This window comes from Silicimonas algicola, from assembly GCF_003148765.1.
GTDB lineage: Bacteria > Pseudomonadota > Alphaproteobacteria > Rhodobacterales > Rhodobacteraceae > Silicimonas > Silicimonas algicola.
The window spans coordinates 371,914-388,853 of sequence record NZ_QGGV01000001.1 but is presented as its reverse complement, the minus strand read 5'-3'; the positions used below and the strand labels follow the sequence as shown (position 1 = coordinate 388,853).

At 64.5% G+C, this 16,940-nt stretch carries 16 protein-coding genes; 6 read left to right on the top strand and 10 right to left on the bottom strand.

Annotated elements, in window-relative coordinates:
• Positions 1 to 49 precede the first annotated feature (49 nt).
• Entirely contained in the window at positions 50 to 2,164 is a 2,115-nt protein-coding gene (gene scpA / locus C8D95_RS01935) for a methylmalonyl-CoA mutase (RefSeq protein WP_109757450.1), read from the bottom strand.
• Between the two features lie 75 nt (positions 2,165 to 2,239).
• Between scpA and C8D95_RS01930 the strand changes: the two genes are divergently transcribed.
• The gene (locus C8D95_RS01930; protein ID WP_109757449.1) at positions 2,240 to 2,695 is read left to right on the top strand and encodes a DUF4174 domain-containing protein; all 456 of its coding nucleotides are present in this window, start codon (positions 2,240 to 2,242) and stop codon (positions 2,693 to 2,695) included.
• A 52-nt stretch (positions 2,696 to 2,747) separates the two neighbouring features.
• On the opposite strand, the gene C8D95_RS01925 is transcribed toward C8D95_RS01930, so the two are convergent.
• The 6 genes from C8D95_RS01925 to C8D95_RS01905 form a co-directional block, all read right to left on the bottom strand.
• A complete protein-coding gene (locus C8D95_RS01925; RefSeq protein ID WP_109757448.1) occupies positions 2,748 to 3,308 on the bottom strand; it encodes a hypothetical protein in 561 nt (186 codons plus the stop codon).
• 1 nt (position 3,309) lies between these two features.
• A complete protein-coding gene (locus C8D95_RS01920) occupies positions 3,310 to 5,310 on the bottom strand; it encodes an acetyl-CoA carboxylase biotin carboxylase subunit (RefSeq protein ID WP_109757447.1) in 2,001 nt (666 codons plus the stop codon).
• A gap of 186 nt (positions 5,311 to 5,496) precedes the next feature.
• Positions 5,497 to 5,697 (bottom strand): prenyltransferase, encoded by a 201-nt coding sequence (locus C8D95_RS01915; protein WP_109757446.1) that lies wholly within the window; start codon positions 5,695 to 5,697, stop codon positions 5,497 to 5,499.
• A 322-nt stretch (positions 5,698 to 6,019) separates the two neighbouring features.
• Positions 6,020 to 6,379, bottom strand: coding sequence for a hypothetical protein (locus tag C8D95_RS01910; protein WP_109757445.1), 360 nt, complete (start codon positions 6,377 to 6,379; stop codon positions 6,020 to 6,022).
• 81 nt (positions 6,380 to 6,460) lie between these two features.
• Positions 6,461 to 6,583, bottom strand: a complete 123-nt coding sequence (locus C8D95_RS22700; protein WP_277601032.1) for a hypothetical protein — start codon at positions 6,581 to 6,583, stop codon at positions 6,461 to 6,463.
• A gap of 240 nt (positions 6,584 to 6,823) precedes the next feature.
• The gene (locus C8D95_RS01905; RefSeq protein WP_109757444.1) at positions 6,824 to 8,356 is read right to left on the bottom strand and encodes an acyl-CoA carboxylase subunit beta; all 1,533 of its coding nucleotides are present in this window, start codon (positions 8,354 to 8,356) and stop codon (positions 6,824 to 6,826) included.
• Positions 8,357 to 8,517: 161 nt separating this feature from the next.
• On the opposite strand from C8D95_RS01905, the gene C8D95_RS01900 reads away from it, so the two are divergent.
• From C8D95_RS01900 to C8D95_RS01890, 3 genes are all read left to right on the top strand, one after another.
• Positions 8,518 to 9,732, top strand: coding sequence for a multidrug effflux MFS transporter (locus C8D95_RS01900; RefSeq protein ID WP_109757936.1), 1,215 nt, complete (start codon positions 8,518 to 8,520; stop codon positions 9,730 to 9,732).
• A gap of 61 nt (positions 9,733 to 9,793) precedes the next feature.
• Positions 9,794 to 11,188 (top strand): helix-turn-helix domain-containing protein, encoded by a 1,395-nt coding sequence (locus C8D95_RS01895; protein ID WP_109757443.1) that lies wholly within the window; start codon positions 9,794 to 9,796, stop codon positions 11,186 to 11,188.
• Positions 11,189 to 11,962: an alpha/beta hydrolase gene (locus C8D95_RS01890; protein ID WP_109757442.1), complete on the top strand. Its 774-nt coding sequence runs from the start codon at positions 11,189 to 11,191 to the stop codon at positions 11,960 to 11,962.
• On the opposite strand, the gene C8D95_RS01885 is transcribed toward C8D95_RS01890, so the two are convergent.
• Both C8D95_RS01885 and C8D95_RS01880 read right to left on the bottom strand, forming a co-directional pair.
• Positions 11,959 to 12,708 carry an alpha/beta hydrolase gene (locus tag C8D95_RS01885; RefSeq protein WP_109757441.1) on the bottom strand — a complete coding sequence of 250 codons (750 nt, stop codon included), beginning with the start codon at positions 12,706 to 12,708 and terminating at the stop codon, positions 11,959 to 11,961. The two genes, C8D95_RS01890 and C8D95_RS01885, sit on opposite strands and share 4 nt — an antisense overlap.
• Positions 12,709 to 12,764: 56 nt before the next feature.
• Entirely contained in the window at positions 12,765 to 14,048 is a 1,284-nt protein-coding gene (locus tag C8D95_RS01880; protein WP_109757440.1) for an MFS transporter, read from the bottom strand.
• A 139-nt stretch (positions 14,049 to 14,187) separates the two neighbouring features.
• On the opposite strand from C8D95_RS01880, the gene thrS reads away from it, so the two are divergent.
• Positions 14,188 to 16,137 carry a threonine--tRNA ligase gene (gene thrS, locus C8D95_RS01875; protein WP_109757439.1) on the top strand — a complete coding sequence of 650 codons (1,950 nt, stop codon included), beginning with the start codon at positions 14,188 to 14,190 and terminating at the stop codon, positions 16,135 to 16,137.
• Positions 16,138 to 16,187: 50 nt separating this feature from the next.
• On the opposite strand, the gene C8D95_RS22890 is transcribed toward thrS, so the two are convergent.
• Positions 16,188 to 16,391 (bottom strand): hypothetical protein, encoded by a 204-nt coding sequence (locus C8D95_RS22890; protein WP_241239876.1) that lies wholly within the window; start codon positions 16,389 to 16,391, stop codon positions 16,188 to 16,190.
• Positions 16,392 to 16,609: 218 nt separating this feature from the next.
• On the opposite strand from C8D95_RS22890, the gene C8D95_RS01865 reads away from it, so the two are divergent.
• Positions 16,610 to 16,918 carry a BufA1 family periplasmic bufferin-type metallophore gene (locus C8D95_RS01865; protein WP_109757437.1) on the top strand — a complete coding sequence of 103 codons (309 nt, stop codon included), beginning with the start codon at positions 16,610 to 16,612 and terminating at the stop codon, positions 16,916 to 16,918.
• The last annotated feature ends 22 nt before the right edge of the window (positions 16,919 to 16,940 follow it).

Sequence of the window (16,940 nt, the reverse complement as noted above, 5' to 3'; positions counted from 1 at the left end):
GCAACGCCCCCTCGCCCGCGGCGGCGACCAAGGGCCGGCGCAAAGGACGTCAGGCGCGCGTCTTGCGGATCAGGGCAAGGATGTCCGCCGCCGCCTCGGGGATGTTGGTTCCGGGCCCGAAGATCGCCTTCACACCCTTCTCCCTCAGAAAGGCATAGTCCTGCTGCGGAATGACCCCGCCGCAGATCACGATGATGTCGCCCGCGTCCTTCGCCTCCAGCGCCTCGATCAGCTTGGGCGCCAGCGTCTTGTGTCCTGCCGCCTGCGAGGACACCCCGATGACGTGGACGTCGTTGTCGATCGCATCCTGCGCGGCCTCGTCGGGCGTCTGGAACAAGGGGCCCACGTCGACGTCGAAGCCGATGTCGGCGAAGGCGGTGGCGATGACCTTGGCGCCCCGGTCATGACCGTCCTGGCCCATCTTGACGACGAGCATGCGGGGCCGCCTGCCCTCCTCTGCGGCGAAGTCCTCCACATCGCGCTGGATTTGCGCGAAGCCTTCATCGCCCTCGTAGGCGGCCCCGTAGACGCCCGCGAGCGTCTTCACCTCGGCCCTGTGACGGCCGAAGACCTTTTCCATCGCCATGCTGATCTCTCCCACGGTGGCGCGTGCCCGGGCCGCATCGACCGCCGCGGCCAGAAGGTTGCCGTTGCCCCGCGCAGCCTTCTCCAAAGCCGCCAGAGCCGCGTCGCAGGCCCGCTGATCCCGCGAGGCCCGGATCGTTTTCAGCCGCGCGATCTGGTTGTCGCGCACCTTCACGTTGTCGACGTCCAGAATGTCGATCGGATCCTCGCGGTCCTTGCGGTATTTGTTGACGCCGACGATCACGTCCTCGCGCCGGTCGATCATCGCTTGGCGGCGCGCCGCACTTTCCTCGATCCGAAGCTTCGGCATCCCGGAGGCGACGGCCTTCGTCATGCCGCCCATCTCCTCGACCTCTTCCATCAGCGCCCAGGCCTTGTCGGCCAACTCGGCCGTCAGGCTCTCGACGTAGTAGGAGCCGGCGAGAGGATCGACGACATGGGTGATCCCCGTCTCCTCCTGGAGGATGAGCTGCGTGTTGCGCGCGATCCGGGCCGAGAAGTCGGTCGGCAGCGCGATCGCCTCGTCAAGCGCGTTGGTGTGGAGCGACTGGGTGCCGCCCAGGACCGCGCTCATCGCCTCGTAGGCGGTTCGGACGACGTTGTTGTAGGGGTCCTGCTCCTGAAGAGAGACGCCGGAGGTCTGGCAGTGGGTGCGCAGCATCTTCGAACGGTCCGAGGCCCCGAACTCCTCCATCACGCGCGACCAGAGAAGCCGCGCGGCGCGCAGCTTGGCGGCCTCCATGAAGAAGTTCATTCCGATGCAGAAGAAGAAGGACAGGCGCCCTGCAAACTTGTCCACGTCCATGCCGCGCGCGATGGCGGTGCGCACGTATTCCCGCCCGTCGGCCAGCGTGAAGCCCAGTTCCTGCACCAGGTTCGCGCCCGCCTCCTGCATGTGGTAGCCGGAGATCGAGATCGAGTTGAACCTCGGCATGTGGTCCGACGTGTACTCGATGATGTCCGCCACGATCCGCATCGAGGGTTCGGGCGGGTAGACATAGGTGTTGCGGACCATGAACTCCTTCAGGATGTCGTTCTGGATGGTGCCTGACAGCAGCGACCGGTCGTGCCCCTGCTCCTCGCCCGCGACGATGAAGCTGGCGAGGATCGGGATCACCGCGCCGTTCATGGTCATCGACACGCTGACCTGATCGAGAGGGATGCCGTCGAAGAGGATCTTCATGTCCTCGACGCTGTCGATCGCCACGCCCGCCTTACCCACGTCGCCCTCGACCCGGGGATGATCGCTGTCATAGCCCCGGTGCGTGGCGAGGTCGAAAGCCACGGACACGCCCTGCTGACCGGCGGCGAGGTTGCGGCGGTAGAAGGCGTTCGATTCCTCGGCCGTCGAAAACCCGGCGTACTGGCGGATCGTCCAGGGGCGGCCGGCGTACATCGTGGCCTTCACCCCGCGCGTGAAGGGCGCAATGCCCGGTGTGCCGCCCATATGCCGCAGGTCCAGGGTGTCGGCTTCGGTGTAGAGCGGCTTGACGCGGATGCCCTCCAGCGTCTCCCATGTCAGTTCATCGACGGGTCGGCCGCGCAATTCTTTCTCGGCGAGGGTCTTCCAGTCGGTCATGGGCGGTGCTCCTTCGGCGGGATGCCCCTTCGGTTTTGACGCGGGGCACATATATTCTTCTGGAATGGAGACGACATGAACAAGTCCATCGCTTTGAGGAGTATGGCTCTGCTCGCCGCCGCCTGGGGGCTTTCCGCAGCGGCCCAGGACACGGCCGCGGAGCGCTGGCAGACTGCGCCGGAGGTTGTACTCGAGGCGTCGGACCTGACGCTCGAGGAGTTCGAGTGGATTGCGCGCCCGATCATCGTCTTCGCGGACTCTCCCGCCGATCCGGCCTTCCGGGAGCAGATGGAGTACCTCGCCGAGCGGCCCGATGCGCTCGTGGAACGTGACGTCGTGGTGATCGTCGACACGGATCCTTCGGCACAGAGCGCGATACGCAAGACCCTGCGGCCCCGTGGCTTCCAGTTGACCGTGATCGGAAAGGACGGGCGCGTGGTATTGCGAAAGCCTTTCCCCTGGCACGTCCGCGAGATCACGCGGTCGATCGACAAGCAGCCGATACGCAAGCAGGAACTTCGCGGCGAATGACCTCTCGGCCTCGCGGGCGCGGGTCGGTCCAGAGCGTATGACCCCATAGTCGTCACCAGAATCTCCACCAAGGCTTGCGCCGGCTGCCGATCGGCACTCCGAGACGCGGCAACTCGCCGGACAGCCGCATTAGCCCCGCAGGTGGGCCGCTCACTGCGTCGAACCCGGTAATTTCCCGAAAGACGTTGGCGGGGATCGCGGCGTCGACGCGGCACACCTCCCCGACCTTGTCCGTCCTCACGTCAGAGCGAAGCCGCTCGAGGCTTACCGGAAGCCTGCCGGCGACAGTCAGGCCGGCGTCAGCGCCAGCGAAGGTCGCGCTCCAACGCTCGGAGCCATCCTGGTGAAACCGCACCGTTTTCGTGTCGGTATCGACCGCGGATTCCAGAACAAGGATCGGGCTGGTCATCGAGAGGAGGTCATAGTCCGCAGCGCCATAAGCATTTTTGGCGTCCAGCTTGCTCCAGATGAGGAAGTGATTTCCGATCTCGACAGCCGAAGCGGGTCCAGCGCCATCCGGGTCGTGCGATGCCGTCAACCTCACGCCCGCTGCCGACAAAAGCGCCTGCGCCTTGTCTTTGGGAGTGGCGACGAGAGTGACAGCTTTCTCCATTTCATTCGAATTCCATGATGACGTCGTCGACTTTCAGACTGTCGCCCGGGGCTGCGTTGATCCTGGCCACGACGCCCTTTTTCTCGGCGCGAAGGATGTTCTCCATCTTCATCGCCTCGACCGTGCAGAGCGCCTGGCCTTCATGCACCTCATCCCCCTCCTCGACGTCGACCTTCACGATCAGGCCTGGCATGGGACACAGAAGCAGCTTCGAAGTATCGGCCGGCGTCTTCTCGGGCATGCGCGCCGCCAGTTCCTGCTGTCGCGGCGTTCGGATCGTCACGGACAGGTCGGCGCCGCGAGAACGGACGCGGAAACCGTGAGTGTGCTTGCCGACCTTGAGGATCAGCGGATCGCCATTCACGCTCAGCCGGGCAAGCGGCTGGCCTGGCGTCCAATCGCTTTCGACCCGCATCACGGCGCCGTCGTCGAAGGTGACCGTCGATCCTTCGGGATCGGCGTCAATGCGGACCGCGAACATTTCGCCCTGAAGCTGCGCGACCCAATGGTTGCCAACGCGCCGCTCATGGTTCCCCATCCGGCCCGAGATGCGGGTGCGCCGGATCTCGGCCACACGGTTCATCGCCGTGGTGGCGGCGGCAACTCGGCGGAGATCATAGCGGTCGAGCGTCACCCCGTCGAAGCCCTCGGGGTATTCCTCGGCGATGAACGCGGTGGTCATGTCGCCCGAGACGAACTTGGGGTGATCCATCACGGCTGCCAAGAACGGGATGTTATGTCCGATGCCCTCGACCTCGAAGGCCTCGAGCGCGGTGCGCATCTCTTCGATTGCCTCGCTCCGGGTGGGTGCCCAGGTGCAAAGCTTTGCGATCATCGGGTCGTAGAACATGCTGATCTCGCCGCCTTCGAAGACGCCGGTGTCGTTGCGGACAGCCCGCGTGGTCTCGGTCACCTCTTCGGGCGGACGGTAGCGCGTCAGCCGCCCGATGGACGGAAGGAAGCCTCGATAGGGGTCCTCGGCGTAGAGCCGGGACTCGATGGCCCAACCATTGATGCCCACGTCCGCCTGCGTGATCGCCAGCGGTTCGCCCGCAGCGATGCGGATCATCTGTTCGACCAGGTCGATCCCGGTGATGAGTTCCGTCACCGGATGCTCGACCTGGAGCCGCGTGTTCATCTCGAGGAAGTAGAAATTGCGGTCGCCGTCGACGATGAACTCGACGGTGCCTGCGCTGGCGTAGCCCACGGCGTGCGCGAGCGCGAGGGATTGCTCGCCCATGGCGCGACGCGTCTCGTCGTCGAGGAACGGCGACGGCGCCTCTTCGATCACCTTCTGGTTCCGGCGCTGGATCGAACATTCGCGCTCGTTCAGGTAGACGCCGTTTCCGTGGCTGTCGCAAAGCACCTGGATCTCGATGTGTCGGGGCTGAGTGACGAACTTCTCGATGAAGATGCGGTCGTCGCCGAAGGAATTCGCGGCTTCGTTCTTCGACGACTGGAACCCCTCGCGCGCCTCGTGGTCGGTCCAGGCGATGCGCATTCCCTTGCCGCCCCCGCCTGCACTGGCCTTGATCATCACGGGATAACCGACCTGCCCCGCGATCTTCACCGCTTCGTCCGCGTCGGCGATCAGGCCCATGTAACCGGGCACCGTCGAGACCCCCGCCTCCTGCGCGATCTTCTTCGAAGTGATCTTGTCGCCCATGGCCTCGATCGCGCGCTTGGGCGGTCCGATGAAGGCGATCCCGGCCTTATCGAGGGCCGCGGCGAACTTCGGGTTCTCGGACAGGAAGCCATAGCCCGGGTGGACGGCCTCGGCGCCGGACGCGTAGATGGCATCCATGATCCGGTCGATGACGATGTAGGACTGGTTCGCGGGGGACGGTCCGATGTGGACGGCCTCGTCCGCCATCCTGACGTGAAGCGCGCCAGCATCAGCGTCCGAGTAGACGGCGACCGTGGCGATGCCCATCTTGCGTGCGGTCTTGATGACGCGGCACGCAATCTCGCCTCGGTTGGCGATCAGGATCTTCTTGAACATGCTCGGTCTCCCCCGAGAGGCGCCAGGCGACGCCCCGTCCGATCTTTACATGCCGTCAGCAGCCGCGCCGGAGCGCGACCTGAACGGTCTTCACGTCGTGTTGGAAAAACAGAGGTCCGCTGCGTCGCAATCGGACGGCAGCGGACCCTGCGAAGTCGGGAGCGCGTCGACCCCCTTGTCAGCGCGTCAGAAGTTGTTCGACACGGCGCCAGCGGCGCCGCCGATGACAGCGCCCTCGATGCACTTGCCGTTGACGAACACTTCGCCGGCGATGCACCCGGCCGCCGCGCCCACGGCAGCACGCTCGAGGTCGCTGTTGAACTCGTCGCAAGCCGTGAGGCCGGCGAAGGAGAGCGCGGCGAGGGCGAGAATGGACTTCTTATGCATGATTTGGTGCCTCCTGATCGGGGTTGTTGGTCTTCCAACCCAGCACAGGCCTCATATCGTTCCCGATAGGCAATAACAATCGCGTCGTCACGGACGCAATCGGCGAGGGCCCGCCCAAGACACGAAGGTCCGACCGGTAAATTCCGGTCGGACCCGCGTGAAGGGGAAGGGTAACGGTTTTGACAAAGCGAGGCGCCGTGTCTGCTGGAGGGTGACGCCTCTTCATCGACTGTGCACGAGACGGAAATTATCGCAAAGCCTTTTGCAAAGACGTGACCTCGACCGGCGACTCTTCGCCAACCTATGGGAAATGCAGGCGAAATCATGCCACCCACGTCCCATCGAAAGCGTCCGGGAAGGCTGCGCGAGCGCGAGGCTCGTCAATCCTGAGAAGGGCCTCGTAACTTTCGGGGTCGAACGGATCCTCGGCTGGAATCACCTCTCGACCGAAAAGCCACGACAATCGGCCTGCATCCAGATTGCCGCGCTCGAAAGGTTCAGACCCGAAATAGTCCCAAAGACACGCCATGAAGGCCGCATCCGCAGAGCGGTCGGATGTCTTGCGGTCGGCGTATCGTTCGCGACGGATCAGGGGGGTCACCCCTTTGGGGTTGCCGCGCCGTATGGTGAATTGGAGATCCGTTCCTGGGAAGCGGCCGGGAAATCCCCTGTGCTTCAGCATGGGCTCGCCTCCATCTCTCTGGATGCGGCAGAAGCCCTAGACCGGACGCCGTGAACGGCGTCCGGCCGAAGAAAGTACTGATCAGTACTTCGACATCGTGGGTTCTTCCATGACCGGGGTCTCGACCATGACTTCCTCTTGCTGAGCGCAAGCGGCGACGATGGTGAAGAGGCCGATGGCCAGGATGGTTTTAGTGATCGACATGACTGCCTCCTTCGATCCGTCGAGGCCGAGTTCTGAGCCCGGCCCCTGAAAGTGTCCCGCATCCCACAAGGAGAGTACGAGGCGATATCAACCGACCGAACACGCCCAACCAATGCCGGCGAGGCGTTTTCGGCGGTTAGGTGCTGATTAGCGCATTTTATTCTGCCGACGCCAGCCCTTCCGAGCGGGGCGGAAGAAAACCGCCTCATGTGGCACGAATACAGCACGATGTCCGTCCTATCAGAGGGGGATGTTGTCATGTTTTTTCCAAGGGTTCGTCAGCCGTTTGGTGCGCAGGGATGCAAAGGACCTGCACACTCTCCGGCGCGTCGAATGCGGCATGATGACCTCATCGATGAACCCGCGTTCCGCTGCGCGAAAGGGGTTCGCGAAGTTGGCCTCGTACTCGGCGGCGCGCGCCTTGATCTTCTCGGGGTCGCCGAGCTCTGAACGGTAGAGAATCTCGGTCGCCCCCTTCGCCCCCATGACCGCGATCTGAGCCGTGGGCCAGGCGTAGTTGAAGTCGCCCCGCAGATGCTTCGAGGCCATGACGTCGTAGGCACCCCCATAGGCCTTCCGCGTGATCACCGTGACCTTCGGAACGGTTGCCTCGCCATAGGCGAAAAGAAGCTTCGCGCCGTGTTTGATGACCCCGCCGTATTCCTGCGCGGTTCCGGGGAGGAAGCCCGGCACGTCCACAAAGGTGAGGATCGGGATCTCGAAGGCGTCGCAGAAGCGCACGAAGCGCGCGGCCTTGCGGGAGCTGTCGATGTCTAGAACGCCGGCCAGCACCATCGGCTGGTTCGCGACGACACCGACGGTCGTCCCTTCCAGCCGGATGAACCCAGTGACGATGTTGGCCGCGAAATCCTTCTGGATCTCGTAGAAGTCGCCCTCGTCCGCGACCTTCAGGATCAGCTCCTTCATGTCGTAGGGCTGGTTCGGGTTCGCGGGGATCAGGGTGTCGAGGCTGTCCTCCACCCGCACTGGATCGTCGAAGAACGGCCGGGTCGGGGCCTTGTCGCGATTGTTGAGCGGGAGGAAATCGAACAGCCTTCTGATCTCCGCGAGCGCCTCGACGTCGTCGCGGAAGGCGCCGTCGGCGACGCTGGACTTCTTCGTGTGGGTCGAGGCGCCGCCGAGTTCTTCGGCCGTCACCACTTCGTTCGTGACCGTCTTCACCACGTCGGGACCGGTTACGAACATGTAGGACGAGTCTTGCACCATGAAGATGAAGTCGGTCATCGCCGGCGAATAAACCGCCCCGCCCGCGCAGGGTCCCATGATGACGCTGATCTGCGGCACGACGCCCGACGCCATGATGTTGCGCTGGAAGACCTCGGCGTAGCCTGCAAGGCTTGCCACGCCTTCCTGAATACGCGCGCCGCCCGAGTCGTTCAGGCCGATCACGGGCGCGCCGTTCTGAAGCGCCATGTCCATGATCTTGCAGATCTTCTGCGCGTGCGTCTCGGAGAGCGACCCGCCGAAGACCGTGAAATCCTGGCTGAAGACATAGACCATGCGACCGTTGATGGTGCCCCAGCCTGTCACGACGCCGTCGCCCGCGGGCTTCTGCTTCTCCATCCCGAAATCTGTCGCCCGGTGGGTGACGAACATGTCGAACTCTTCGAACGACCCTTCATCGAGAAGAAGCTCGACGCGCTCGTGCGCCGTCAGCTTTCCCTTGGCGTGCTGCGCGGCGATGCGCGCCTCGCCGCCGCCCGCGCGCGCCTGGGCACGCCGCGCCTCGAGCTGGGCCAGGATGTTGGACATCGGATTCCTCCCTGAGGTCGTCGTCTGCACCTACTTCGCGGCGGTCATCGAGAGAAGTGAAAATTTGCAAAATTTGCGAAAGGATCGGCGGCGCGATTGCGAATGTGCGAAGCTTCCGTCGTCAAGTGGACAAGCTGAACCGTCCGGTCTAGATCATGGCCATGACAACCCGACCCGTGGTGCGGTTTCTGGACCGGACCACTCCCCCGCATATCCTGACGCTCGTTCTCATGGCCGGTCTCGGAGCCATGAACATGAGCGCCTTTCTACCCTCGCTCACGCACATGGCCGAGCATTTCGACACAAGCTATCAGGTGATGCAGCTCTCCGTGCCGCTCTATCTTGCGGTGACGGCGGTGATCCAGGTGGCGATCGGCCCCATCAGCGACCGCTATGGCCGGCGCATGGTGACGCTGGTCTCGCAGGGCATTTTCGTCTTCGCGATCCTGGGGTGCCTTGTCGCCCCGAACGTCGAAAGCTTCCTTGCGTTCAGGATGCTGTCAGGTGCCGTCGCCGTAGGCCTTGTCCTCTCGCGCGCCATCGTCCGCGACATGGTCAGCCAGGACGAAGCGGCGTCGATGATCGGCTATGTCACGATGGGCATGGCGCTTGTCCCGATGGTCGCACCGATGATCGGAGGAGCGCTGGATGAAGCCTTCGGCTGGAAGGCGGTATTCTGGTTCCTGCTCTTCGCGGGCGTGGCGATCTGGGCGCTTTGCCTCACTGACCAGGGCGAGACTTCGGCGGGCGGTGGCGTGTCGTTCCGCAAGCAGGTCCGCGACTATCCCGAGCTTCTGACCTCGCCGCGCTTCTGGGGCTATGTCTTCGCGGCTGCCTTCGCCAGCGGATCGTTCTTCGCATTCCTCGGCGCCGCCCCCTATGTCGCGTCCGAGATCTTCGGGCTGTCGTCGTTCTGGTCTGGCTTCTGTCTGGGCGCGCCGGCCATCGGCTATGCGCTTGGCAACTATCTCTCCGGGCGCTTCTCCGTTCGCTATGGCGTAAACTGGATGGTGAAGATCGGCGCATCCATAGCCTCGGCGGGCCTCGGCGTCGCTTTCGTCCTGACGGCAATAGGCTTCGACTCCGCCTTTCTCTTTTTCGGTTTCTGCACCTTCGTCGGCCTTGGCAATGGAATGGTCATTCCGAACGCCAGCGCCGGGATGCTGTCGGTCCGACCGCACCTTGCTGGCACAGCCTCGGGCCTGGGAAGCGCGATCATGATCGGCGGAGGCGCGGCCTTGTCGGTGCTCTCGGGCCTCGTCATCCAGGGCGGCGGGGGAACGGTCGAGCTGCTTGCAATCATGTTGACCTCTGTCGTCCTCGGCCTTGCCTCGATCCTCTATGTCATCCGCCGGGAGCGTGCGATCCTCGTCTGAGCGCTGGACAGGTTTGCGGATTTGCGAAAGGGTCTTTGCAGCTTTCAGACCCCGGACGAAAATGGCGACACACAAGCTCTATGCCGGCGCGAAACTGCGCGAGACGCGCACGCGCCTCGGCCTGACGCAGAAGGCCTTTTCCGAGAGGCTCGGGGTATCCTTGCCCTACCTCAACCAGATGGAAAACAACCACCGTCCGGTCTCGTCGGCGGTAATCCTGGCCCTCGTTCAGGAGTTCGGCTTCGACGTCAACGAATTGGCCGTGGGCGAGGGCGAACGCATCGTCACCGATCTGCGCGAAGCTCTGGCCGATCCGATCTTCAAGGACAGCGCGCCGCCGCAGGTCGATCTGCGCCTCGTGGCATCGAACGCGCCCGCGGTCGCCCGGGCGTTCCTTACGCTTCACCGCGCCTACGTTCAGGCGCAGGAGAGGCTGGCGTCGCTCGATGCCGCCCTCGACCAAGACGGCGTTCGTCCCGGCGCGTCGCCCTGGGACGAGGTGCGCGACTTCTTCCACTATTGCGACAACTACCTCGACGCGGTCGACCGAGCGGCTGAGCGCTTCGCGGGCGTGCGACTTGCGGAACACGCCATTGCCGACGCGCTGGCGACCCTGGGGATCGAGGCGCGGGATACCGACGAGCCGAAGCTTGTCCGCCGCTACGATGCCGCGACGCGGACCCTCTGGCTGTCGTCGCACGCGACGGGCGCCACCCGCCGGTTTCAGGCGCTGCACCAGATCGCTCTTCTGACGCAGAGCGATCTGATCGAAGCCACGCTTGACCTGGCGCGGTTTCAATCCGATACGGCGCGCGAAATCGCCAAGATCGGGCTCGCCAATTATTTCGCCGGTGCGACGCTGATGCCTTATGGCGCGTTCCTCGCGGCGGCGCGCGAGACAAGGCACGACATCGAACTGCTGGCCCGCCGCTTCGGAGCCTCGCTGGAGCAGGTCGGGCATCGGCTGTCGACGCTGCAACGCCCTGGCGCGAAGGGTGTCCCTTTCTTCTTCGTCCGCGTCGATCAGGCCGGCACGATAACCAAACGCCACTCGGCGACACGGCTTCAATTCGCGCGCTACGGCGGCGCCTGCCCGCTCTGGAACGTCCATCGCGCCTTCGAGACGCCGGGCCGCTGGCTGCGGCAGTTGGCAGAGACTCCGGACGGTGTGCGCTATCTGTGCCTGTCCCGCGAGATATCGCAGGGGGGTGCCGCCTTCCGTGCGCCAGTCCGGCGCTTTGCCATCGGCCTCGGCTGCGAGGTCAGCCATGCGGCCGAGGTCGTCTATTCCGACGGTCTTGACCTGTCCGACGCGGAAAGTTTTGAGCCGATCGGAATTTCGTGTAGGATCTGCGAGCGTCGGAACTGCCACGAGAGGTCGGTGCCGCCCCTCGAAAGCGAGCTGACCATCCGGCACGACCGGCGGCACACGTTGCCCTACGAGGTCGCCGGATAGATGCTTTCCACGCTCGTCTCGCTCGTCGCCACCAGCTACGTCGCCTGGTACATCGAGCGGTACGAGAAGATGGCGGTCTATCCCTTCGACAGCACCTACACGACGCCGGATGCTTCGGGCGAACCTCGGCTTCAGGAAACCTGGGTGGAGACCACGGACGGAGCGCGGCTGCTGGTCTGGCGCGCTGACCCTGCGCCGGGAAAACCGACGGTCCTCTACCTCATGGGAAATGCGGGGGGCTTGAGCGAGCGCTCGGACCGCTTTCGCCGTTTTCTCGATCAGGGATTCGGCATCGTTGCACCGGCCTACCGCGGGTCCTCGGGATCGACCGGGCGGCCGGAGGAGCCCGTTCTGATCGCCGATGCCTTGGCCCTGGCGCGGTCCGAAGCGGGGCCGCTCGTGCTCTACGGCGAAAGCCTTGGCGCTGCGGTTGCAATCCGTGTCGCGGCAGAAGGCGTCGGCCGCCGCCTGATCCTCGAGGCGCCCTTCACCTCGGTTCCGGACCTACTTCACGCGCAGTATCCCGAAGAGGACCTGTCGCACCTCGTCACACAAAAGTGGGACAGCCTCGCCGCCATCGAGAAAGTGACGCTTCCGCTTCTGGTCGTCCACGGCGACCGCGATCATCTAGTGCCGTTCGAAATGGGCCGTCGCATTCATGACCGTGCGGGATCGAAGAAGAAGCAGTTTCTCAAGGTCCCCGGCGCAGGCCACTCCGGCCTATGGACCACCGACACGCAGCTTGCACTGTTCGGCTTCCTGTCCGAGGACTAGCGGTTCGACCGCTGGATCACCTCTTCGACAGCGCGACGGATCATCAGAAGGCATTCGGGCGTCGAAAAGCGGTGGTCGGCGTCCTTGACAAGCGTCAGCCGCATGTCCGGGCCCGTGGCATGGTCAAGGAGGCGGACCGCAGTCTCGGTCGAAACCGCCGTGTCCGCGGTGCCCTGAAGAAAGCGGACGGGGAACGGCAGCGGAAGAGGGTCGCGCAGAACCAGCCTTTTCCTGCCATCCTCGATCAGCTTGCGGGTGATGATATAGGGGCTGTCGTCGTACTCGGACGGACGCTCCACCCTACCCTCTGTCAGAAGCATCGCTTTCTCGCTCTCGTCGAAGGTTGCCCAATAGCCGTCCTCGGTGAAATCGGGGGCAGCGGCGATGGTGACGAGACCCGCGACACGCGCCGGAATGGTCCGGGCGAGGAGAAGGGCGATCCAACCTCCCATTGAGGACCCCACCAGAACCTGGGGCCCCTGTGTCATCGCCTCGAGAATGGCATGCGCGTCTTCGGTCCAGTCGCCGATAGAGCCGTCGAGGAAATCGCCTGACGACATGCCGTGCCCGGAATAGTCGAAGCGCAGGTAAGCCCGGCCTTGCTGCCGCGCCCAGGCCTCGAGGTCCAGTGCCTTTGTTCCTTCCTTGTCCGACTTGAAGCCACCCAGAAAGACGACACCGGGACCCTCACCCGGAGTCTGGTCGTAGGCGATGCGTCGAACATTGTGGTCGAAGGTCTTTGGCATCGTGTCTCCTGCCGTGATCGCCCGCAGGCTAGCCCACGTCGCTCGGGATGCAACCGTCAGCCCTTTTGGACCTCATCCAACGTGAGGGCGAGGGTCGCACCACAGAGGCTCATGGCCGTGAAAAGCGCCAGCGTCCATTCCGGTCCGAATGTCGAGGCAAGAGCGCCGAAAAGCCCCGATCCCAGAAGGACGATGCCGATGACGGTATTCGACACTGCCGTGTAGTCGGCCCGAGCGTCGTCCTGCGCCATGTCCACGAGATGCGTCGAGCGACCCTGCCGCACGCCGTTGTAGGCCAGCATGAGAAGGAAGAGGACGACGGGCGCGGTCCAGGCCGTCTGGATCATACCCGCGACGTCGAGGGCAAGGGTCGCCGCCAGAGCGACAGCGGCGGCCAGGCCGGAGAGGGCGAGGACAAGCCGGCTCGAGCGGTCCGACAGGCGGCCCCAGACGTATCCCGAGACGAGCGAAGCGCCCGCCGAGGCGAGGATGAGCGCGCCCAGGCGTCCGAGCGCGCCGCCGTCCTCCTGCCCCGCCAGTAGCACGATGTAAGGCGGTGCGAGAGCCGTGCCGGTCAAAAGCCCCCGTGTTGCGATGAAGCGGCGCAGTTGCGGATCCTTCAGAACCGAAAATGCGGCGAAGACCGACCTGTGATCGCGCGATGCCTCGCCTGCCGCCTCGCGCAAGCTGGCGAAGGTCAGGGCCGAGACGAGCCACAGAACGCCTGCAAGGAACAAGGCGCCCGTCACCACCACCTCCCGAGATGCCACACCCGTCATCAAGACGACGGCGAAGATGAGGATGCCCGCCGACGCGGCCGAACTCGCCAGACCCGTTGCCGTCCCGCGTCGCGACTTGCCCACAGTCTTGCCGAGCACATCCTTGTAGGCCACCGAGCAGACCGAACGGGCCAGGGCCAGGACGGCCAGACATCCGAGGATGGCGAGACCCGCGCCGCGGCCCTCGAGCGTCAGCGCGACCGTCCCGATGCCGAGCGCGGCCAGGCCCTGCACGGCACTTCCTGCGGACCAGGCCCATTTTCGTCGCCTGAGTGCGTGGATGCGAGCGGCCGTGAAAAGCTGCGGCAGCAGCGAGCCTGCCTCGCGCACCGGAACCAGAAGGCCGACCCAGAAAGCTCCCGCGCCGAGGTGGTTGAGAAGCCAGGACAGCACGAGCTTCGGGTCTATCAGCCCGTCCGCAGTCTTGGTCATGGAGAGCGACGCGGCGTGGCGCAGGAAATTGCCGGCTTCCGTCCGAGACGCGGCAGAGTCGAGCCCGCCATCCGATGTCGTGTCGGCCAGGGTCTCGTATATCTCGGTCGTCAGGGGGGCGTGCGTCATGTGTGAAATACGCACGACGCCGCGGAGGGTTCAATTTCCGACAGCCGTTGACAGGACGCCCGCGCTTCGCCATGTCCGATGCGACATACCCGCAACCGGGCGTTCCGTGGGCGCCAAACCGACGAGGAGCACTTGGCCGATGGCCCAGATTTCCCTGACATTCCCTGATGGCAATGCGCGTTCTTACGCGGCAGGCGTGACGCCGGCCGATGTCGCGGCCGACATCTCGACCTCGCTCGCCAAGAAGGCGATCAGCGCCAAGGTCGACGGCCGCCACTGGGACCTTCAATGGCCTATCGAAGGCGACGCCGCCATCTCGATTCACACGATGAAGGACGACGGCCCGGCGCTGGAACTGATCCGGCACGACCTCGCCCACATCATGGCCCGTGCGGTGCAGGAGATCTGGCCCGACGTGAAGGTCACGATCGGCCCCGTCATCGAGAACGGCTGGTATTATGATTTCGACCGCGCCGAGCCTTTCACACCGGAAGACCTGGGCCGTATCGAAGCGAAGATGAAAGAGATCATCAACACGCGCGATCCGGTCCGCACGGAAGTCTGGTCGCGCGCCGACGCCATCGCGCACTACGAGGCTTCGGGGGAGAACTACAAGGTCGAACTGGTGAACGCGATCCCGGACGACGGCCAGCCGATCCGCATGTACTGGCACGGAAACTGGCAGGATCTCTGCCGAGGGCCGCATCTTCAGCACACGGGCCAGGTTCCCGCCGACGCGTTCAAGCTGATGAGCGTGGCAGGCGCCTATTGGCGAGGCGACTCGTCTCGCCCGATGCTTCAGCGCATCTACGGCGTGGCGTTCCGCAACCGCGACGACCTGAAGGCGCATCTGACGATGCTTGAGGAGGCCGCCAAGCGCGACCACCGGCAGCTGGGGCGCGAGATGGACCTCTTCCACATGCAGGAGGAGGCGCCTGGCCAGGTTTTCTGGCATCCGGACGGATGGACGGTCTACGTCGCCCTTCAGGACTACATGCGGCGGCGTCAGCGCGACGGCGGCTATGTCGAGGTGAACACGCCCCAGGTCGTCGACCGGCGGCTGTGGGAGGCCTCGGGCCACTGGGAGAAGTACCAGGAGCACATGTTCATCGTCGAGGTCGACGAGGAGCACGCCCGCGAGAAGTCGGTCAACGCCCTGAAGCCGATGAACTGCCCCTGCCACGTCCAGATCTTCAACCAGGGGCTCAAGTCCTATCGCGAATTGCCCCTGCGGATGGCCGAATTCGGGTCCTGTAACCGCTATGAGCCGTCGGGCGCGCTTCACGGCATCATGCGGGTGCGCGGGTTCACACAGGATGACGGCCACATCTTCTGCCGCGAGGACCAGATCGAGAGCGAGACGAAGCGTTTCATCGAGTTTCTCAGCCGCACCTATCGCGATCTCGGCTTCGAGAGCTTCCGCGTGAAGTTCTCGGACCGGCCCGAGGTGCGCACCGGATCGGACGAGGTCTGGGACAAGGCCGAGGCGGCGCTGAAGTCCGCGACCGAAGCGGCGGGATACGACTTCGAGTTGAACCCCGGCGAAGGTGCGTTCTACGGCCCGAAGCTGGAATTCGTCCTGACCGATGCCATTGGCCGTGACTGGCAATGCGGAACGCACCAGGTCGATTTCGTGCTGCCCGAGCGGCTGGACGCGACCTACATCGGCGAGGACGGTGCAAAGCACCGCCCCGTCATGCTGCACCGCGCGACGCTTGGTTCGTTCGAGCGCTTCATCGGCATCCTCATCGAGAACTACGCGGGCCGTCTGCCATTCTGGCTGGCACCGCGGCAAGTCGTCGTGGCGTCGATCGTCTCGGACGCGGACGGCTTCGTCCACGAGGCCGTGGCTGCGTTGAAAGCCGCAGGTCTCCGCGCCGAAGCAGACGTGCGGAACGAGAAGATCAACTACAAGATCCGCGAGCACTCCGTCGGGAAGGTGCCGGTCATCCTCGCCATAGGACAGCGCGAGGTCGAGGACAGGACGGTGACGGTCCGACGTCTTGGCGCAAAGGAGACGTCGACGGTGCCGCTCGACGCGCTCGTGAACGAACTGAGGCTCGACGCGCTGCCGCCCGATCTGCGGTGAACCGCAGCCTCAGGCCGCGCGTGTCGCGGCCTGACCGCCACCGCGATACGTCAGGTCGGCCAGCCGCGCGTCCCTGTAGAGAGTCTCCTCGCAACGCCGCGTCCTCTGTCTCGAAGGACGAGGGCGTCGCTGTCCCGCACCACACCCTCGACGATCAGCTCTATGCCGAGGTTTCGGGCAAGATCGAAAACGTTGGAGAGGATCACGCCGGACTTTGTCCTCTGCTCGATGTCGTCGACGAGGGCCGGTGCGATCTTGATCCCGTCGACAGCGCGCTTTCCGAAGTTTGAGCTGGAAGTGCGCGTATTCGTCGACCGGAACTGAGGTTCAGTTACCCGCCGTGGTCACTTTATTTCAAAACCTAACGTCCACGTCATACACGCAGGCGTGAGTGGATTTTGAACAAGAGCGACGACAGCCTCGCGAGCGTCGCACATGGCGACAGTCATTTCAAAAACAGGACACCAAATTCATGTCGCAAACCACAAAAGCACTCGCCGCCGCTGGCGCTCTCGCCGCCGCCTTGACCGCCACGCTGTCGGTCCCCGCACACGCACAAGCCAAGGAGAAGTGCTTCGGCGTCTCGCTCGCCGGCAAGAACGACTGCGCCGCCGGTCCCGGCACCACCTGCGCAGGTACCTCGACCGTCGACTACCAGGGCAACGCCTGGACGCTCGTGGACGCCGGCACCTGCACCGAGATCGAACTGCCGGAAATGGCGGACGGCTCCGACCGTATGGGATCTCTCGAAGCGCTTGACCGCGACCTGCCGCAAAGCTGACCAACCCCGGCGGCGTCCCGAT

What these genes read in the sequence shown, in the direction of transcription:
- scpA (WP_109757450.1), bottom strand. Translation starts at nt 2,164, where the DNA reads ATGACCGACTGGAAGACCCTCGCCGAGAAAGAATTGCGCGGCCGACCC.
- C8D95_RS01930 (WP_109757449.1), top strand. Translation starts at nt 2,240, where the DNA reads ATGAACAAGTCCATCGCTTTGAGGAGTATGGCTCTGCTCGCCGCCGCC.
- C8D95_RS01925 (WP_109757448.1), bottom strand. Translation starts at nt 3,308, where the DNA reads ATGGAGAAAGCTGTCACTCTCGTCGCCACTCCCAAAGACAAGGCGCAG.
- C8D95_RS01920 (WP_109757447.1), bottom strand. Translation starts at nt 5,310, where the DNA reads ATGTTCAAGAAGATCCTGATCGCCAACCGAGGCGAGATTGCGTGCCGC.
- C8D95_RS01915 (WP_109757446.1), bottom strand. Translation starts at nt 5,697, where the DNA reads ATGCATAAGAAGTCCATTCTCGCCCTCGCCGCGCTCTCCTTCGCCGGC.
- C8D95_RS01910 (WP_109757445.1), bottom strand. Translation starts at nt 6,379, where the DNA reads ATGCTGAAGCACAGGGGATTTCCCGGCCGCTTCCCAGGAACGGATCTC.
- C8D95_RS22700 (WP_277601032.1), bottom strand. Translation starts at nt 6,583, where the DNA reads ATGTCGATCACTAAAACCATCCTGGCCATCGGCCTCTTCACCATCGTC.
- C8D95_RS01905 (WP_109757444.1), bottom strand. Translation starts at nt 8,356, where the DNA reads ATGTCCAACATCCTGGCCCAGCTCGAGGCGCGGCGTGCCCAGGCGCGC.
- C8D95_RS01900 (WP_109757936.1), top strand. Translation starts at nt 8,518, where the DNA reads ATGACAACCCGACCCGTGGTGCGGTTTCTGGACCGGACCACTCCCCCG.
- C8D95_RS01895 (WP_109757443.1), top strand. Translation starts at nt 9,794, where the DNA reads ATGGCGACACACAAGCTCTATGCCGGCGCGAAACTGCGCGAGACGCGC.
- C8D95_RS01890 (WP_109757442.1), top strand. Translation starts at nt 11,189, where the DNA reads ATGCTTTCCACGCTCGTCTCGCTCGTCGCCACCAGCTACGTCGCCTGG.
- C8D95_RS01885 (WP_109757441.1), bottom strand. Translation starts at nt 12,708, where the DNA reads ATGCCAAAGACCTTCGACCACAATGTTCGACGCATCGCCTACGACCAG.
- C8D95_RS01880 (WP_109757440.1), bottom strand. Translation starts at nt 14,048, where the DNA reads ATGACGCACGCCCCCCTGACGACCGAGATATACGAGACCCTGGCCGAC.
- thrS (WP_109757439.1), top strand. Translation starts at nt 14,188, where the DNA reads ATGGCCCAGATTTCCCTGACATTCCCTGATGGCAATGCGCGTTCTTAC.
- C8D95_RS01865 (WP_109757437.1), top strand. Translation starts at nt 16,610, where the DNA reads ATGTCGCAAACCACAAAAGCACTCGCCGCCGCTGGCGCTCTCGCCGCC.